Origin of the sequence: Streptomyces sp. ICC1, from assembly GCF_003287935.1 — a bacterium.
Classification (GTDB): domain Bacteria; phylum Actinomycetota; class Actinomycetes; order Streptomycetales; family Streptomycetaceae; genus Streptomyces; species Streptomyces tritrimontium.
Window position 1 is genome coordinate 2,238,668 of record NZ_CP030287.1, and the last position, 16,170, is coordinate 2,254,837.

Sequence of the window (16,170 nt, forward strand, 5' to 3'; positions counted from 1 at the left end):
ACCTGCTTCGCCCTGGCGGTGTCAGGGGAAGGCCCCACCCGACCGCTCTCCAGGCCGGTCCCGAGCAGCAGACCGGCGTCACGTCTACGCACATAGCGCCCACAATGCACGTCGCTTATGTCGCGAGGCCACCTCTGCAAGGCCCTGACCTGCGGTTATCTTCCACCTGTTCTCGCTGGATCTGATTCTTGTGACCCACCACGTGGAGTGCGTGGCGATCCTTGAACCGGTCGCGAAGGGCCTCTCGCATCAGGTTGTGACCCTGCTGCGAGAGGCACCCATTTTCGCGTTGGGCGACCAAGCCGGCCTGTATGTGACCCGCGCTCTGACCTTCCCTCTCCGAACACTCTCTATGACCTGCGTGCACGAGCCGGGCGTGCCGCTGTGGCCGAGGTGCTTCGGCGTAGTAAGAATTGACCTCCAATTTCCGGGGTGATCTGAGGTGACTGGTGGATCAGGGGGCGCCATGCGTTAGCGTGGCAAGCGTTGATGGCGAGCCCCCGTGCTGGTTCGTGCTGACTTAGACAAGCGGTCCGATCAGTTCGGGAGCGGAATACCTGGATGGCACCGGCTTCAGGCCGCACATCTTCCGGACTGGAATTGTGTAGTCGGTGAACATGCCCGGGGTGCCGAGGAGCCCGTGTGCGATTGAATTTCGGGCGGCGTAGGGGAGAATTGGTCGTCCCACGCCTTCGGTTCTTCGCATGCCGGCGAGCGGATCTCACGGGGGCCTCGCGGCGGGTCAGGTGCAGGTTCGCCGATGCAGTTGGCTGTTGTGGGCGGGCCCTGTCTTGCGAAGCGTAAGCACGCGATCCGATCCTGCACCTCGGGGACACCGTGGACGATGCGGCCGGGGAGTGCTTCGACACGGTCGCGCGGGTTTTCGGCCTGCCCTATCCGGGCGGACCGGCGATCGACAGGGCGGCGCGAGGCCTGCTGCCGCCTGGCCGCGCGGTGGATTCAGAGGTGTCTCCGACTGGTGGGTGTCAAACGATGCGCAGAACCGGCCTGCTGTCGGGTGAGCCCAGGAGCCGGCGGACATGGGCGGGGTGCCACCCCAACTCATCGGCCAGGCGAGGGATGGTGAGGCCCTTCTCGCGTTCAGCGAGTTCGTATGCCTGTGTCAGCAGAGCGGGCTGTTCACCGGGGAAGCCATCGACCGGCTCCGCGGTGAAGCCGGGCTGGCCGTCGAGCGCGCGCAGCCGCTGATACCCGCGGCTCGCGGTGGCGTCGGAGATCATGCCCAGCTCGCGGCAGCGGTAGATGAGCGAGTCGACGCTGACCCCCCAGACCCGGCGGATCTCGGTGAGCTGAGTCAGGTCGAGGCGCCGAGGGAGTAGCGGTGCGATGCCGGCCGCCGGGGTCAGGAATTCCGCGGCGAAGGCATCGGCCTCGCGTTCTTGCCTGCTGTCGCCCGTGGCGTCACTGTGCAGGACGAGGTGACCCAGCTCGTGTGCTGCGGTGAAGCGGTGGCGGTACACGTCGTCGGTGCGGTTGTGCGTGAGGATCGCCACCGGACGGGCCGAGCGGGAGGAGAAGGCGTCGACGGTGCGAGCCGCCTCGTCCGCGGCCGGCAGGACCACCACGATGCCGTGGGCTTCCATGCGGCTGACCAAATGGGTCACCGGTCCGTCTCCGAGGTTCCAGCGCTTCCGCAACTCGCGCGCGGCCGCTGCCGGATCGCGAGGCAGATCGATCCCGGGGTGGACCTCCCCGCCTGCGAAGCCCGGGAGGTCGACGGGCGGGAGCTGGACCCTCTTCTCCAGTGCGTACGTCAGCTCCCACACCTGCTCGGCGAACGCGAGGGCGCGTTCACGCTGCGCCTTGGGCGTGCTCCGCAAGGCCCGGAAGTACGCCATGGAGGCATCGAGCCGGTTGCTGGGCCGGCCGGCGATGAAGAAGGGCAGCGGCACGTCGAGCGCGGCGGCGAGCCGCGGGAGGAGATCCGGGCGGGGCTTGGCCACGCCCGTCTCGTACTGACCCACTGCCGCGGGCGTCACGCCGAGGTGCTCTGCCACGTCCTTCTTCGTCATTCCCGCGAGGCGCCTGGCCTGAGTCAGGCGTACCGGGTCGAAGGCGTCGTAGACGGCGCGCGGACTCACACCGCGCTCTGCAATGCCGGGCAGCAGGGGCTGGTCAGTCTTCATCGTCCTCGTGGGCAAGTGGTTCGATCGGGTCCGGCTCGGTCATGGGCGGAACATCCCGCTTTTCCTCCACGTCCGGCCGCGCGAACAGGATCGGCACGGGCTGGTCGCCCGCGTCGAAGCTGACGTGCTCCGGCGCCGCGACCTGCTGTGGAACAGCGCTGAGCCTACGCCGGGTCGGCGTCGCAGGCAGGGGCAGGGGTTCGGGTGCGACGACCCAGTCGAGACTGCCCTGATCGTCGAGGAGGGAGGCCACGCCCCAGTACGGCTTGAGCAGGCCATGGGGGTTACAGGCGTACGGGACCAGCACCAGACGGGTGCCTTCGGGGAGGGCCGCCAGTTTGGGTCGCACCTCGACAGGGCCGTGGCCGAGATCCGCGTCGTCGAAGAGCGCGGCCTGGCGGGGCTCGGGGGCGAAGGTGAACAGCTCGCGGACGAACGGGCCAACGGAGGGCAGTTTCGCCTGGTGGACGCTGATGTCCTCGGTCGCGAAGCGGAACGGGTAGAGCAGCCCACGCTCGAGGTGGACGAGGTTGAAGGGGAAGCCGTTCGGCTTGAAGACTGTCGCCCCTTCGACGTCCTCGAACTGACGGGCCACCTGGCGGTACGAACCGGGCCAACGGGTCCAGCCGTAGGGGTGGTTGCTCTCGACATCGCCCTCGTGTTGAGCGGCGCGAGCGTTCTCCTGCATGTCGACGAGCGCTTGGCCGAGACGGTCGCGTACGAGGTCGACCCGGTCCTTGCCGAACAGGTCTACAGTCCAAGGAGGTTGTGCGTGGTTCACGTTCACCGGTCCTTCCCGATGAAGCACTTCCGAATGAAGCACAAGAACACGCTCGCTACTTTAGTTTGTCTCCACTATTTTGCACAACGTGATCCGCCCCTGCGGTGTCCAGGACCACCGCGGCCACGCTCAGAACGCTCAGGAGACCGCCTTGCTCGGAGGGAACCACTCTCGCTGGGCCGGGCTGGGCCCGGAACGCCTCGGACGCGACCATGACCGGACCTCCTTCACCCACTGAGGCGGGACTCGGACCCGGTGCTCCAGCCCCTCACTCGCCCGTGTCGGCGCTCCTCCCATCCTTCTCCCGCCCCGCCCGGGCGGGGCGGTGCCTCCGTCAGCGGCTGCCTGGCGGGCAGGCCCCCAGGGCTGCGGCGTGTGGGCCGCCGCCCGGCGGAGGCGGCACGTCGAGAGCGGCTGGGTTCACGGCGCGGGCTGATCTCGTGGTGCGAACAGGACCGTCCGTGTAGCGTCAGCGCCAGCTGTCATGGTTCCGAAGTACCGGTCGCCCGTGAGCGCACGTTCACGGGCGACTTTGCTGTTCACAGTCTCTGAGGACCAGGGCGATCACCTCCGGCTCCCGTACGGTGCGGGACCGATTTCGAGTCCCTTGGAGGACACATGGCCAGCGGAACCGTGAAGTGGTTCAACTCGGAAAAGGGCTTCGGCTTCATCGAGCAGGAGGGCGGCGGCCCGGACGTCTTCGCCCACTACTCGAACATCGCCAGCTCCGGCTTCCGTGAACTTCAGGAAGGTCAGAAGGTGAACTTCGACGTTACTCAGGGCCAGAAGGGCCCCCAGGCGGAGAACATCACCCCCGCCTGAGCCTTCCCTTGTCCTAACGGCGTGCTGCTGTGTCAGTGGCGTTGCCGGATGAAAGCCCGGCCGGCCCGGTTTTGCGGGCCGGGCTCTTGTAATGCACCCATGAGTCGGTTCCGGTCGCTGGACGGGAGCCTCTGGCGGGGGACGGCCGACGTCCATCGCCGCGCAGTCACGTAACACTGCGGGGTACATCAGCGAGTGCGAGAGGCACGCCACAGGTGGCGGTTCATAGGTATCGCCAGGTCGGGGTCTCGTTCCGGGGGCGGGAACTGGTGGGACGACCACTGCCCTTCGGGGAGCGAGGGTGTGGACTGCTGATGGCTCTTCGCCGTCCCAGCGCGCTGCAGGTCGGTTCCGCCTCGTCGGCCGATGCGGGTGAGGGTTCCAGTCGCACGTGGTCGTGCGCCTTCGCTGGCAGATCGGCAGGAAGAGGTACGGCGTGATGGTGGCACCCGACCGGATGGACATGCGTCTGCGGTCCCTGCGGCTGGTGGAAGTGCAGCGGATGGCGATGGTCCGCTCCGGGCCACACACCGTGCTTTCGTCCAGCCAGGAACCGCCGGACCGCGTGATCGGCGAGGACGACATCGTCGTGGTGGATCTCGGTCCGCTCCTCGCCGGGCACGAGACGGATTTCGCTCGTACCGTCGTCCTCGGTGACGACCCGGGCAGGCATCAGCTCGTCGAAGACCTGGCCAGGGTGGGCGTGGCAGCCCGTGAGGCGTTCCTCAGGGATGACGGCATCACCGGCAGGCAGCTCCACGCCTAGGTGCGGGCCCTGGCCGCCAAGTCGAGCTGGGCGCTGGGTACTTGGTAGACCGGCCGCATGTGCGGTCAGGCCTTGGCCATCGGCTCCTCCGGTCTACAATCTGATTCCTTCGTCGGCCCAGACGCCCACTGGATTCTGGAGGTCCGGCTGGTCGACGAGTACCGCGGCTTCGGTGGTTCGTTCAAGCAGCTCCTTGACCTGGTCTGACCCCGCCGTCATCGCGCGACGGTGAGGGTGCGAGGCCGGGCACCTGGTACGGTGCGCAGCCCGCTGTGTGACGGCGGATGGTCAAGCGGTGTGGCGACCTCGGTTGTTGCGGTCCGGGCAGTGGAGGAGCTGCGCGATAGCCGGCCCCCAGCGCAGCTTGGTCACGGTCGACCCCGCACCGCGGGCCACGTGAGGCCGCCCCTGAGGGAGACGGCAGCCACTTGGGCGGGTCGTGGACCGCCTTGCTGCGCGCTGAGCCTACGCCGCCTTCCTTCTCCGCCGCCGGCCACATCCAGGCCCCAACTGGGTGCTGGGAGAAGTCCAACTCCCGGGCGGCGGCCCGACCTGTGGTCGATGCGCCGCGAACCGCGCCGCCCGGCCGACGCCTGAGCGACGGCCGGTCGGGGAAAGGGTCTGCCTCTTTCCTGGCCGTCGCCCACCGCAACCGCATCGAGAAGTAGGGGGAGTTCGGCCGGACGTCGCCGGAAAGTACCCGACGCCCTCTGGCGGACGCGCGTAGACCTGCGGCAGCATCTCCCTTGCTCGATCGGCACCTCCGTTCCGCCTGCACCGCCGTCCCAACCGTCACGGTCATCAGCAGGAGGCCCTTCCGATGAAACTCCGCTCCGTCCTCACCGCCCTCGCCGTCGTCCTCGGCGCGCTCTTCGCCCCCGGAGTCGGCGTCCTGGGCGGCGCCACCGAAGCCAGTGCGGCCACCAAGGTCAGCCACGCCACCGCGACCTCCATGTTCCGCAACTCCGGTATCACCTGGTCCTCGTCCGGCGGCTGCTCGAACCGCAACAACCCGAGCTGCACGTCCTTCGAGCAGCTCAACCTCGCGACCGCGCAGGGCGCACAGACTCTCAAGGGCGCCAGCGGCTGCGGCCTGAACGTCACCGGTGGCACCGAGGTCGGGCACGCGGGCGGCACCTACTCGCACTGGAACGGCTACAAGCTGGACTTCGGCAAGACCTCCTGCCTGGGCAACTACGTCAAGAACACCTTCACCTACATCGGCGTGCGCGGCGATGGCGCCCCGCAGTGGAAGTCAGGGGCCGGCAACGTCTACGCGGACGAGGGCAACCACTGGGACGTGACCTTCTACAACTGCGGCGGCTGCTGAAGCCGCCGCCGCGACGCCGACTGGCGCGAGGCGTGCCCTAGCTAGGCTCGGCGGTGACAGTGCGCCGAACCACACGTGGGTGACGGCGCTGACGTAGCGCGCCCCGCACCGGTCCGAGGGCACCACCAGCTGCGCGCCCGCCTCGTCGAGGTTCTCCCCGTCGAGACGGGTGGCCAGCAGGACCGGGGCGCCGCCGAAGTCGGCGTCCAGTTCGGCCCAGGACAGGACGGTGTGGTGTCCGTCCCCGCCGCTGATCGCGAGCAGGAAGCGGCTTCGGTCCTTTCTCCGCCGGGCGTCGAACGCCGGTCCCGCGTCCGTGACCACGTCGCGCAGCAAGGGGCCCTCGAACACGTGGTGTTGGGGGCCGTTCGTCGCGCAGTCGAAGGTGACCTCGGCCCGGTGCTGTGTCCAGTCCCGCAGGTCCGCGACGCTCAGGGTCGCCGGGTGGTCCAGGTCTCCGTGCAGCATGAGTTTGGTCATGCGTAGGTCATGCCCGGGGTCGTTCGTTCCGGAACCTCATCTGCAAGTTTGAGTGCTTGATGCAACCTGCAGGTGTGGCATATTTATTCGTTCCTACCTTGCATCTTCTGGTGAATCTTCTGCCAGACGATGTCGCGTGTCACCGGCAACTCGGTGAAGCGGATCCCGGTCGCGTCGCGCAGGGCGTTGGCGAAGGCGGGGGCCACCGGGTTGAAGGGGCTCTCGGACATGGACTTGGCGCCGAGCGGGCCGATGGCGTCGGAGGTCTCCATGAAGTGGACCTCGGTGCGCGGGACGTCCGCGTACTGCGGGAGCCGGTAGCGGCGGAACGCGGCCGTGGTGACCTCCCCGCGCCCGTCCACCCGTACGGTCTCGAAGAGGGTGGCGCCCAGGGCCTGGGCGACCCCGCCCTCCACCTGCCCGCGGCACTGCATCGGGTTCATGACCTTGCCCGCGTCGGCCGCGTGGACGGAGCGGAGGATCTTCATCTCGCCGGTGTCCGGGTCGACGGCGATCCGGAACCACTGGGCGTTGAAGGCCACCGAGCGCGGGGAGCCGCCCCAGTGGCCGTCGGCGGCGATCTCCTCCAGCTTGCCCGTGTCGTACGCGGCCTCGTACAGCTCCTTGAGGGTGAGGACCCGGCCGGCGCAGTCGAAGGCCTCGGCCTGAAGCGTGCACAGGTGCCGGGCGATGCCCGTGTGGCGGGCCGCGAAGGTCTGGAGCCGCTCCGCGAGGGATCCCGCCGCCAGCATCACGGCCTTGCCCGCCACCACCGTGCCGGCCGAGCCGAAGGCGCCGGTGTCGTGGCGCACGACGTCGGTGTCGGACTGGCGGACGGCGATGCGGTCGACGGTGGTGTTCAGGGCTCCGGCGGTGATCTGCTTGTGGACGGTGGTGGTGCCGTTGCCGAACTCGGCCGTGCCGACCGCGATGTCGTACGTCCCGTCGCGCAGCAGGCTGACCCGGGCGTCGGCGTAGTGGCCGCCGGGAGGTCCGGTCGCGATCATGGCGACCGCCGTGCCCGTACCGGTGAGCCAGCCCTCGGGAACGTCCTGGTGGCTGCGGTCCTCGGCGATGGCCTTGCGGACGACGTCCATGCACTGCTTCATGCCGTACGAGGCGATGAAGAGGTCCTCCTCGTGGCCGATCGGGGTCACCATCGGGTCTCCGGGGCCGATGACGTTCTTCTCGCGCAGGGCGAGCGGGTCCATGCCGAGCCGGACGGCCAGCTCGTCCATCACCGATTCGAGGGCGAAGAGGACCTGGCCCAGGCCGTAGCCGCGGAAGGCTCCCGCCGGTACGCCGTTGGTGTAGACGGAGTACGCCTCCACCTGCTTGTTCGGCGCCTTGTAGACGGCGAAGGACTCGCCGACGCTGTGGAACATCACGGCCGGGCCGTGGTTTCCGTAGGCGCCGGTGTTGGAGACCACGCGGATGCGCAGCGCGGTGAGGGTGCCGTCGGCCTTGGCGCCGATCTTGATGGTGATCTTGAAGGGGTGGCGGGTGGTGGCCCCGTAGAACTGCTCGGCCCGGGTGAATTCGAGTTTCACCGGGCGCCGCAGCTTCAGGGCGGCGAGGACCACGATGTCCTCGGTGAGCATCTCCTGCTTGCCGCCGAACCCGCCGCCCACGCGGCCCGCGACGACGCGGACCTCGTCCTCGTTCAGGTCGTAGAGGGCGCACAGCGCACGCCGGGTCAGGAACGGCGCCTGGGTGGAGGAGCGGACGGTGATGCGCTCGCCCGGGGAGCCGTCCTCCTTTGGCTCGAAGTACGCGACGCTGCCGTGGGTCTCCAGGCTGGCGTGCTGCACGCGCTGGGTCTGGAAGGTCTCCTCGTAGACCACGTCCGCCTGCGCGTAGCCCTCCTCCATGTTCCCGAGGGTGTTGTGGATCTCGCCGCACACGTTGTTCTCGGCGCGGAAGATGCCCGACTCGGGTCCCTTGGGGTGGATGACGGGGGCGCCCGGCAGCATGGCCTCCTCCGGGTCGATCACGTACGGGAGTTCCTCGTACGTGACGACCACGCGGCGGCAGCCCTCCTCAGCCGCCTGTTCGCTGTCGGCGACCACGGCCGCCACGCGCTGGCCGACGAAGCGGACCACGTCGTCCAGGACGCGGGTGTCCATCGGGTCTTCGGTGGGGTGCTCGTGACGGGCGCTCGAATACAGCCGGTCGGGGGCGTCGTGGTGGGTGAACACGGCGTGCACGCCGGGGACCTGGAGGGCGTCGGTGGTGTCGATGGAGACGATGCGGGCGTGCGGGTGCGGGGAGCGCAGCAGCTTCATGTGGAGCAGGCCGGGGACTTCGACGTCGAAGGTGTAGCGGGCGGTTCCGGTGACGACCTGCGGGCCGGCGGGGGCGCCCAGGGACTTGCCGACGGCCTGGCCCGCTTCGGGGGTTTCGGTGTGCTTCACGCCGCGTACGGCGTCCTCGATGGCGCGGTATCCCGTGCAGCGGCAGATGTTGCCCTTGAAGGCGCGGGGGAGGTCGTCCAGCTTGCCGTCGTCGTGGGCGGTGCCCTGCTCGGCCTGGAGCGCGGCCGTGGTCATCAGGAAGCCAGCGGTGCAGAAGCCGCACTGGAAGCCCTGGGCGTCGAGGAACTTCTGCTGGACGGGGTGCAGCTCGCCGCCGGGAGAGCACAGGCCCTCGACGGTGGTGACGGCGCGGCCCTCGGCCCGGACCGCAGGGTAGAGGCAGCTGTGGACCGGCTGCCCGTCCACGTGGACCGTGCAGGCGCCGCAGTCCCCCTGGTCGCAGCCCTTCTTCACGCCGAACCAGCCGTGCTCGCGCAGGTAAGTGCGCAGGCACTGGCCGGAGCGGGGCTCGTCCTCGAAGCGCTGCTTGTTGATCTCGATCTCGTAGCTCATCGGGAGACCTCCTCGGCCGTGAGTTCGCGGCGGATCTCCTCCGCCAGGCGCAGCGCCATGTGCCGTCGCCAGGCGGGCAGTCCGTGGATGTCGTCGTACCACTCGTCGGGCCGGACGGTGTCGTCGATCGCCCGGCGCAGCTCGGCCGCCGTGGGCGGCAGCGCGAACCAGAAGCGGAAGGGGCGGGTGGTGGCGGCCGAGACCGTGACGGCGAGGGAGCCGTCCTGGGGGTCGTGGGCGCCGATGACGAGGGCGCCGGAGCGGCCGAGACCGTAGAGGGAGGCCTGCCGGAAGGCCGTACGGGAGTCCAGTGCGCGGGCGGGCAGCCGCACCGAGCGCAGCAGCTCGCCGTCGCGCAGGTCCTTGACGCCGGCTCCGCGGATGAAGTCGGTGACGGGCAGGCGGCGGGTGGCGCCGTCCTGGCCCTGGAGGAGGACGGTGCCGTCGAGGGCGGCGGTGAGGGAGATCACCGGGCCGGCAGGGAGGCCGTTGCAGAGATTGCCGCCGACGGTCGCCATGTTCCAGATCTTGAAGCTGGCGAGAAAGGCCCGGCAGCACTGTTCGAAGAGCGGCGCGGCCGTGGCGGGCAGGGTCCGGCCGAAGCGGGACAGCTCGGTGATCGTGCAGGTGGCGGCGATGTCCACGGAGCCGTCGGGCTGCCACGACAGGGGCGGCCAGCCCATCCGGGAGAGGTCGACGAGACGGCGGATGTGCGGCTGCGGCTCGGAGAAGAGGTACGTGCCGCCGCCGAGCCAGGCGTCACCCGGACGCCAGGGCTCCCGGCGGCGCGCGTCACGCACGTCGAGCACCGTGTTGAGATCCAATTCCAGCCACCAGCCTTTCTCGTCCGACGGCGAAGAACCGCGGCTACCCGCCAGTGAAGCAACGCGACGCGGTCGAAACGACTGGTCCCCGCCACGGAATCGCACAGCGTCGCGGCCCACGGTTCTGGACGATCAACCAAGAGGCTAACTGGCCGCTTGCGCTTGCATTTACGATGGCCATCCTCGTATTCACCTAGCGAATGTGGGGCACCGCCCACCGCAAGGAGTCCCTGCCATGCACGTCCTCGACCTGCTCCAGTCCGAGAATCTCGGCCTCACCCTGCTCTGGGGAGAGGAACCACTTCTCGGCCAGGACATCAGCGGGGTCACCGCCACTGACCTGGAGGACCCGGGGCGCTTCCTGGGGCCCGGGGAACTCGTCCTCAGTGGACTGGTGTGGTGGTCGCAGGGCGATCCGGCGAAGGCGGACCGCTTCGTGGCCGCCCTCGCGGAAGCCGGGGCCACCGCCCTGCTGGCCGGCGAGGAGACCCACGGCCGGGTCCCCGACGAGCTCGTCGCCGCCTGCCGCGCCCACCGGGTGCCCATCGCGGCCGTGCCCGCGACCACCAGCTTCCGGGCCGTGACCGAGGCCGTGTACCTGCGCCAGTGGGGCGACCTCAGCCGCCGCCCCACCCGGACCTTCGCACTCCCCGAGAACGTGCGCGCCGAACTGAGCCGGCTCCTGGAGAGCGGGGCCGGCCCCGCCGAACTGCTCGACCGGGCCTGCGCCCACCTGGGCCGGGTGAGCGGCTACCTGCTCACCGCCAGCGGCCGCACGGTCGCCCGCACCCCGTCCGCCCCCGAGCTGCCCGCCGGGCGGGCGGTGTCCGCCCCCGCGCGGGGCGGGGTCTGGCTGCGGATCGAGGCCGAGAGCACTCCGTACGATGCCTGGCACCTGCACCTCCCCGACCCGGACGCGGCCCCTCCGCGCGTGCTCCACGAGATCGCCGAGATCCTCGCCCAGTACCGCGACGGGCAGACCCGCCGAGCCGCCGCCGTCCGGGTCGCGAGCGAGGAGCTGTTCGCACTGCTGGAGGGGGAGGGCTCAATCGACCTCGGGGCGCTGGAGGAGGCCCTCGTCGCTGCCGGACTGCCGCCGGGTGGCCCGTACCGCGTCGTCGCGTCCACCTCCGGCGACGCCCTGGCCGAGGCGCTGGCGCACCTCGAAGGGATCCCGCACGCAGTGGGCGGGACGGCTGCCGTGCTGTCCGAGGCCCCGAGCGCGGAGGCGGACCCGACGGCTCAGCTCCGCTCGGTGTGGCCGCTGCTCCTAGCGTGCGGGGCCTCGGAGGCGGACCTGCGCCTGGGCGTCGGCGCGCAGGCCGCCGGAGCCGAGGAGCTGCGCGTGTCACTGAGCCAGGCCCGGTACGCGCTGAGGGCGGCGGATATGTCGGTTCCGGTGCGCGGGGTCGAGCAGCTGGACACCCTCTCGGAACTGCTGGCAGGGGTTCCGCCCGAGGTGCGAAGGGTGTTCGCGGCCCGGATCCTGGGGGCCTTGGGGGACGGGATGCTGCGCGAGACCCTGGAGGTCTTCCTGGCCAACAACTGCTCGTGGACGCGCACGGCGGAAGCCCTGCACCTGCACGTGAACACCGTCCACTACCGGATCGACAGGGTCGAGGTGCTCACGGGCCGGGACCTCACCCGCCTCGACCACAAGGTCGACCTGTACGCGGCGCTGCGCTGCGGTTACCCGTGCCGGGAACGATGACGGTCTGCTCGTCGAGAGCGTCGAAGACCTCATCGATCAGCCGGACGGCCATCCGCGGCGCCTTCGGTCGGATGAGTTCGACGAGTCTGCGGCGGCCGGCTTTCCGCAAAGCGGCCGGGGATCCGTGGCGTTCGAGGAGCCAGGTGACTGCGGGGTGGTCCAGCCGGGGCCCGAGCACGCGCTCCAGCGACGGGTGGAACTGGGTCAGCAGGCCGCGTATCCGGTTGCTGGTGCGGGTGGCCTCGGCGGCGAGGTCCAGGTCGAAACCGGTCAGCACCGTGAGCTCGGCGGTGATCTCGTCGGTCAGCTCCAGCGACCGCAGGATATGCGGCATGGTCCGGGCCGCGTCCGCGATCACCGCCGCGTCCTTCGCGTCGGTCTTCGCCTCTCCCGGGTAGAGGTCGGCGATCCGTCGCATCGCGAGTCCGGGCAGGTAGGCGACCTCGCAGCCCGCGTCGCGGGCGATGGCCAGCGGCAGAGCCCCGATCGAGGCTGGCTGGTCCACGATCACCAGCACGGTGCCGAACTTGGCCTTGAGCTTGTCGAAGACGGCCCGCAGTTTCGGTTCGCTGTTGGGCATCGGCTTGTCGAAGACCTTCTTGCCCGCCGGGGTCAGCCCATGGCCGTGGTGAGCTGTCTTGCCGACGTCCATGCCCAGGAAGACGCCCACATTGCGGGTGTCTAACATCGCACCTCTCCAGGGTGGTTGACCGTGCCGGCCTCGGCGGTGGCACCGTGCTCGCGCATCCACGTTATGCAGACCTGCCGCCCGCGTACTGCCCGGCATTGCGCCGGACCGGACGGTGGCCGGGTCTCTCATCAGCGTCTCCGACGGCACCCCACAGGCCCGGCGACGCCACCCCCAGGTCATCCGTGCGACAGAGGGGACACAGTCATACCGGGCCCGGAGGCCAGCGGCCCCATTGCAGGACCGCGAAAAACATAACGGGGGGGCGGTCTTCAGGGACGTGCTCAAGGTTTCATGGGTGTCGAAGACGGTGTAACCGTCGGGCAGCTCCTGGCCGCCCGAGTCCCTGGTGACCGACCATTCCGAGTCGCCGCGGTGGAAGTTGTACACCTCATCGGCGTCAAGGATGGTGACGTCGCAGCCGCATCCGAACCCGCCGTCGGTCGCCGGGTCGTAGTCGCCTTCCTCATGGTGGGTGTTCAGCGTCACCTCCCCCTCGTGCTGCTCCGCGAGCAGGGCCGCCACGGCCACTACGGTCTGGTGGGCATCGGTCGGAACCGAGGCCGAACTCGGGACGCTTCAAGGGCGCGCACCGTGGTGGAGGCATGCCGGGCGACCGGGCCGCGGATCGTGTCGGACAGCGACTGCAGCGTCTCCAAGGCATCGCCCAGGTTCGCCGGCTGCCCGGCGCCGGCCGGGGCGACCAGGTCGGCCTCGCCGCGCTCCACGATCCGTCCGACCGACCGCCGCAGCTCCAGAAGCGCGTCGGCGCTGTGCTGGAGCTGGACGAAGAGCGCCGAGGCGACCGTCGCTGCGTCCTGCGGGGTATAGAGGGCCCACGGGCTCTCCAGGGCCTGAACCACGGCCCCAGCGGTCTCGGCCGCAGCGCAGGCCATCTCCACCGAATCCTCGGGGTCGTCCATGCCGTAGTCGACCGCGGTGCGCACCTCCGAGACGAGGTCGTTCTGTTTCTCGGCGGCCTGCTCGTACAGGCCGTTCCACGGAGTTGCGTCATCGAGGCGGGCCGCCGAGCCCTGGTTGATCAGCATGCCGAGGATCCTTTCAGACCTGCCGGACCCGCGAGGGCGTCCTTCGCGGTGAGACCGACACGGCGTCCTTGGAACCTTCTCCTGCAGGCCCGCGCCCTGGCCGAGCTCCGTATTGCGGCACCCCCGAACCAGCTCCAACGGCTCCTGGAGATGACCGGCGCCGACACCGTCCTCCACCTCCACCTCCACCCCACCGTGCAGGCCGCGACCAGCGCCGCGCACCCCGCCGGACCGCGAGGTCGGCTGACGGGCGAGGACTCCACCCCACGCGCCGGCCGCCGAAGGCCGAGGGACGTCACCCGTTCGGGCGCCGACGGGTGCCGCGTGCGTGGGCGGGATGGAGGCTGGGCGCATGGCCGCCAAGCTGATCGTCTACCCGCCGGACGCACAGGGGTGGCGCCGGGTCCGCTACGACGGCACCGCCATCGGGGTCGCCCACCGCCCGGCCGACATCTGCGTCTTCCTCGCCGAGGCCGGCCTCGAGAACGCCGAGGACGTGGACCTCACCGACCCCGACTTCGTGGAGTGGCGGGGCGCCGGCCCCGAGGAGTGGGAACCGTCCGTGTGAGGAACAGAATCGGGCCTCGCTAGTGCTGTGACCGGAAAGGTCCACCGGGTCGCGGCGCCCGGCACGGCACCTCGCCGCGTTGTCGGACCACACCGGTACGGCCAGTACGAGGCGTGGTCCTCCGCCTTGCGATGCACCGCACCGGACACCGCGACCCGGCAAACCTTCCCGGCCACAGCACTAGACGCCGGACAGCCAGCCTGCACCGAAATCCGAGAGGTCGCGTGCGCGCTGCGCCCGCTCCTCGATCAGCCGGCGAAAGCCCGCCACGGCGTACCGCTCGCCGGTGGCCGAGCCGCGACCGCGAATGCCGGCGACATCGGCCATGAACTGCTGGGGCGGGGGCTGCCAGCCGACGACCAGGACGCGCAAGCCCAGGCTCTCGGCCCGCCGATGCAGGGCCAGGAGGTGGAGCAGGCCGTCAGCGTCCATGGACATCGCGCCGTGCAGGTCGACCATGAGGTCCCGCTCGCCGGCGGTGACGTCGTCCAGCGCCCGCTGGAGCGCCGCGCCCGCGTCCTCATCCAGTGCCCCGGTGACGCTGACCAGGACCGTGCCGTAACGCTGGACGTTCGTGGTGATCAATGCGCTCTCCTTCCGCCCGGGACGCCGGGCCCTCGGGGCTCCTCATCCTGGCGCGGCGGTCCCCTGGACCGGTACGCGGCTCGCTGGCGCTCCCACACCGGCCTGGACAGCAGCGGCTGTGCCCTCGATCGCACCAAAGGGGCCGAATAGGAGCCAAAGTCACAAAAATGAGACGTTGATCGACGCTTGGCCAGCGAGCCCGGGAAGTTCGCAGGTGGGCGAGGTGTGTGGATTCCTAGATGGCCATGCTTTTGACTCCGGGTTGGCCAGCGGGGGTCAAGCACGCTCGGGAGGTGTGCGCCCGCTACCCGGTGTGGATCTCGGTGGCGCGGGTGATGAACTGGCGGGTGCTGTCCGGGTCCAGGGCCTGGGCCTGGAGGTGTTCGTACATGCCGCTGTAGCGCTCGACGTCGGATCGTTTCTCCAGGTAGAGGTCGCTGGTGAACCGTTCCAGATACACCGTCCCCGCCCCGGGAGCGTCCGTGAAGTGGAGGAGGGAGAACTGCCCCGAGATCCCCGGGTGGGCTCCCACGCCGTGCGGGAGGACCTGCACGGTGATGTACGGCTGGGTGCTGAGGGAGCTCAGGTGTTCAAGCTGTTCGCGCATGATGGCGGGACTGCCGACCACACGGCGCAGTGCTGATTCGTCGAGCACCACCCATAAGCTCAAGGGGCGTGCCGGGTGGTGGAACCGGTGCTGACGGCGTAGCCGTACCTCAAGGCGGGTGGCGATCTGTTCGGGCGTGGCCTGCGGGATCGTTTCGGCGATGACGGCGGCCGCGTAGGCGGGTGTTTGCATGAGGCCGGGGATCACCAGGGGCTCGTAGGTTCGGATGGAGGAGGCTTCCGTCTCCAGGCCGATGAAGACGGCGTAGGGGACTTCGCCGAAGGCGACCCACCAGCCCTGCCGGTCCGATTCAGAGGCCATCCGCATCAACGAGTCGATGACCTGCTGGTCGGTCACGCCGTAGAGGCCGCACAGGTCCCGCACATCGCGGGGCTTGATGGCACGGCGGCCGTTCTCCAGGTGGCTGATCTTGGGCTGGGAGATCAGCAGTCGCTCTGCAACCTGTGTACTCGTCAGGCCACTGGCCAGGCGGAGCCGGCGCAGCTCCGCGCCCAGCCGGCGTCTTCTGACGGTGGGGTTTCCGTTCACCGCCACGGGCGCTCTACCTCCGGCTCGGGACCCTCTACCAGCCATGGGAGGCCACGGCCAAGTCCGGGCGAACGCGTTCGCCGTGCAGAAATGATCAACGAGTCTTCCTGCGCGGCGTTACCTGGCGCGAGCCGGGCTCACCCAGGTAGCCCTCGACGAGCAGCCAGCCGCGGCAGGCCCACTTCCCGGAGGGGACTGCTTCCTGCGGAGGGAAGGCAACGACTGGCCGCCTTGCGGCGTGCCGCCCGGGCTGGGGGTGTGGGGGCGTGCATTCTGGCGGCGTCTTCCCTCAGCATCCCCAGGCGCGCGTCGGCTAAGAGTGGGCTCCAGGCTGTCGTCTTCCGGGGCTCTCGGCGACGGTTGGACTCGGCCCCTCTGACGGCGTATCAAAAGTGA

At 69.7% G+C, this 16,170-nt stretch carries 13 protein-coding genes and 3 pseudogenes; 7 read left to right on the forward strand and 9 right to left on the reverse strand.

Going from position 1 to position 16,170, the window contains the following annotated elements:
• Positions 1-807: 807 nt before the first annotated feature.
• A pseudogene (locus DRB96_RS10610) lies at positions 808-930 on the forward strand (tRNA (adenosine(37)-N6)-threonylcarbamoyltransferase complex transferase subunit TsaD); the annotation flags it as partial.
• 56 nt (positions 931-986) lie between these two features.
• On the opposite strand, the gene DRB96_RS10615 reads toward DRB96_RS10610, so the two are convergent.
• A complete protein-coding gene (locus tag DRB96_RS10615; protein ID WP_112448207.1) occupies positions 987-2,147 on the reverse strand; it encodes an XRE family transcriptional regulator in 1,161 nt (386 codons plus the stop codon).
• Positions 2,137-2,934, reverse strand: coding sequence for a hypothetical protein (locus DRB96_RS10620; protein WP_112448208.1), 798 nt, complete (start codon positions 2,932-2,934; stop codon positions 2,137-2,139). The genes DRB96_RS10615 and DRB96_RS10620 overlap by 11 nt, the downstream gene beginning before the upstream one ends.
• A gap of 612 nt (positions 2,935-3,546) precedes the next feature.
• On the opposite strand from DRB96_RS10620, the gene DRB96_RS10625 reads away from it, so the two are divergent.
• From DRB96_RS10625 to DRB96_RS10635, 4 genes are all read left to right on the forward strand, one after another.
• Positions 3,547-3,750 (forward strand): cold-shock protein, encoded by a 204-nt coding sequence (locus DRB96_RS10625; protein WP_112448209.1) that lies wholly within the window; start codon positions 3,547-3,549, stop codon positions 3,748-3,750.
• 439 nt (positions 3,751-4,189) lie between these two features.
• Positions 4,190-4,516, forward strand: coding sequence for a M24 family metallopeptidase (locus tag DRB96_RS10630; protein WP_162688542.1), 327 nt, complete (start codon positions 4,190-4,192; stop codon positions 4,514-4,516).
• 72 nt (positions 4,517-4,588) lie between these two features.
• The gene (locus tag DRB96_RS45890; RefSeq protein WP_275431891.1) at positions 4,589-4,723 is read left to right on the forward strand and encodes a hypothetical protein; all 135 of its coding nucleotides are present in this window, start codon (positions 4,589-4,591) and stop codon (positions 4,721-4,723) included.
• A gap of 613 nt (positions 4,724-5,336) precedes the next feature.
• A complete protein-coding gene (locus tag DRB96_RS10635) occupies positions 5,337-5,846 on the forward strand; it encodes a hypothetical protein (RefSeq protein ID WP_112448211.1) in 510 nt (169 codons plus the stop codon).
• On the opposite strand, the gene DRB96_RS10640 is transcribed toward DRB96_RS10635, so the two are convergent.
• From DRB96_RS10640 to DRB96_RS10650, 3 genes are all read right to left on the reverse strand, one after another.
• Positions 5,772-6,326, reverse strand: a complete 555-nt coding sequence (locus DRB96_RS10640) for a molybdopterin-dependent oxidoreductase (RefSeq protein ID WP_112448212.1) — start codon at positions 6,324-6,326, stop codon at positions 5,772-5,774. The two genes, DRB96_RS10635 and DRB96_RS10640, sit on opposite strands and share 75 nt — an antisense overlap.
• 83 nt (positions 6,327-6,409) lie before the next feature.
• Positions 6,410-9,193 carry a molybdopterin-dependent oxidoreductase gene (locus tag DRB96_RS10645; RefSeq protein ID WP_112448213.1) on the reverse strand — a complete coding sequence of 928 codons (2,784 nt, stop codon included), beginning with the start codon at positions 9,191-9,193 and terminating at the stop codon, positions 6,410-6,412.
• Positions 9,190-10,017 (reverse strand): FAD binding domain-containing protein, encoded by an 828-nt coding sequence (locus DRB96_RS10650; protein ID WP_112448214.1) that lies wholly within the window; start codon positions 10,015-10,017, stop codon positions 9,190-9,192. Before DRB96_RS10650 ends, DRB96_RS10645 begins: the two co-directional genes overlap by 4 nt.
• Positions 10,018-10,252: 235 nt before the next feature.
• On the opposite strand from DRB96_RS10650, the pseudogene DRB96_RS10655 reads away from it, so the two are divergent.
• A pseudogene (locus DRB96_RS10655) lies at positions 10,253-11,641 on the forward strand (PucR family transcriptional regulator ligand-binding domain-containing protein); the annotation flags it as partial.
• A gap of 67 nt (positions 11,642-11,708) precedes the next feature.
• Here DRB96_RS10655 and DRB96_RS10660 read toward each other — a convergent pair.
• Both DRB96_RS10660 and DRB96_RS10665 read right to left on the reverse strand, forming a co-directional pair.
• Positions 11,709-12,416, reverse strand: a pseudogene (locus DRB96_RS10660) (IS110 family transposase); the annotation flags it as partial.
• 530 nt (positions 12,417-12,946) lie between these two features.
• Positions 12,947-13,465, reverse strand: a complete 519-nt coding sequence (locus DRB96_RS10665) for a hypothetical protein (protein ID WP_112448216.1) — start codon at positions 13,463-13,465, stop codon at positions 12,947-12,949.
• Positions 13,466-13,817: 352 nt separating this feature from the next.
• On the opposite strand from DRB96_RS10665, the gene DRB96_RS10670 reads away from it, so the two are divergent.
• A complete protein-coding gene (locus DRB96_RS10670) occupies positions 13,818-14,033 on the forward strand; it encodes a hypothetical protein (protein WP_112448217.1) in 216 nt (71 codons plus the stop codon).
• A 180-nt stretch (positions 14,034-14,213) separates the two neighbouring features.
• Here DRB96_RS10670 and DRB96_RS10675 read toward each other — a convergent pair whose 3' ends face one another.
• Both DRB96_RS10675 and DRB96_RS10680 read right to left on the reverse strand, forming a co-directional pair.
• Positions 14,214-14,618, reverse strand: coding sequence for an STAS domain-containing protein (locus DRB96_RS10675; RefSeq protein ID WP_112448218.1), 405 nt, complete (start codon positions 14,616-14,618; stop codon positions 14,214-14,216).
• A gap of 304 nt (positions 14,619-14,922) precedes the next feature.
• A complete protein-coding gene (locus tag DRB96_RS10680) occupies positions 14,923-15,780 on the reverse strand; it encodes a helix-turn-helix transcriptional regulator (protein ID WP_112448219.1) in 858 nt (285 codons plus the stop codon).
• Positions 15,781-16,170: the final 390 nt, after the last annotated feature.

Bases quoted from the DNA above. Each gene is read 5' to 3' on its own strand.
- DRB96_RS10615 (WP_112448207.1), bottom strand. From the start codon at position 2,147: ATGAAGACTGACCAGCCCCTGCTGCCCGGCATTGCAGAGCGCGGTGTG.
- DRB96_RS10625 (WP_112448209.1), top strand. From the start codon at position 3,547: ATGGCCAGCGGAACCGTGAAGTGGTTCAACTCGGAAAAGGGCTTCGGC.
- DRB96_RS10630 (WP_162688542.1), top strand. From the start codon at position 4,190: ATGGTGGCACCCGACCGGATGGACATGCGTCTGCGGTCCCTGCGGCTG.
- DRB96_RS10635 (WP_112448211.1), top strand. From the start codon at position 5,337: ATGAAACTCCGCTCCGTCCTCACCGCCCTCGCCGTCGTCCTCGGCGCG.
- DRB96_RS10640 (WP_112448212.1), bottom strand. From the start codon at position 6,326: ATGACCAAACTCATGCTGCACGGAGACCTGGACCACCCGGCGACCCTG.
- DRB96_RS10645 (WP_112448213.1), bottom strand. From the start codon at position 9,193: ATGAGCTACGAGATCGAGATCAACAAGCAGCGCTTCGAGGACGAGCCC.
- DRB96_RS10665 (WP_112448216.1), bottom strand. From the start codon at position 13,465: ATGCTGATCAACCAGGGCTCGGCGGCCCGCCTCGATGACGCAACTCCG.
- DRB96_RS10670 (WP_112448217.1), top strand. From the start codon at position 13,818: ATGGCCGCCAAGCTGATCGTCTACCCGCCGGACGCACAGGGGTGGCGC.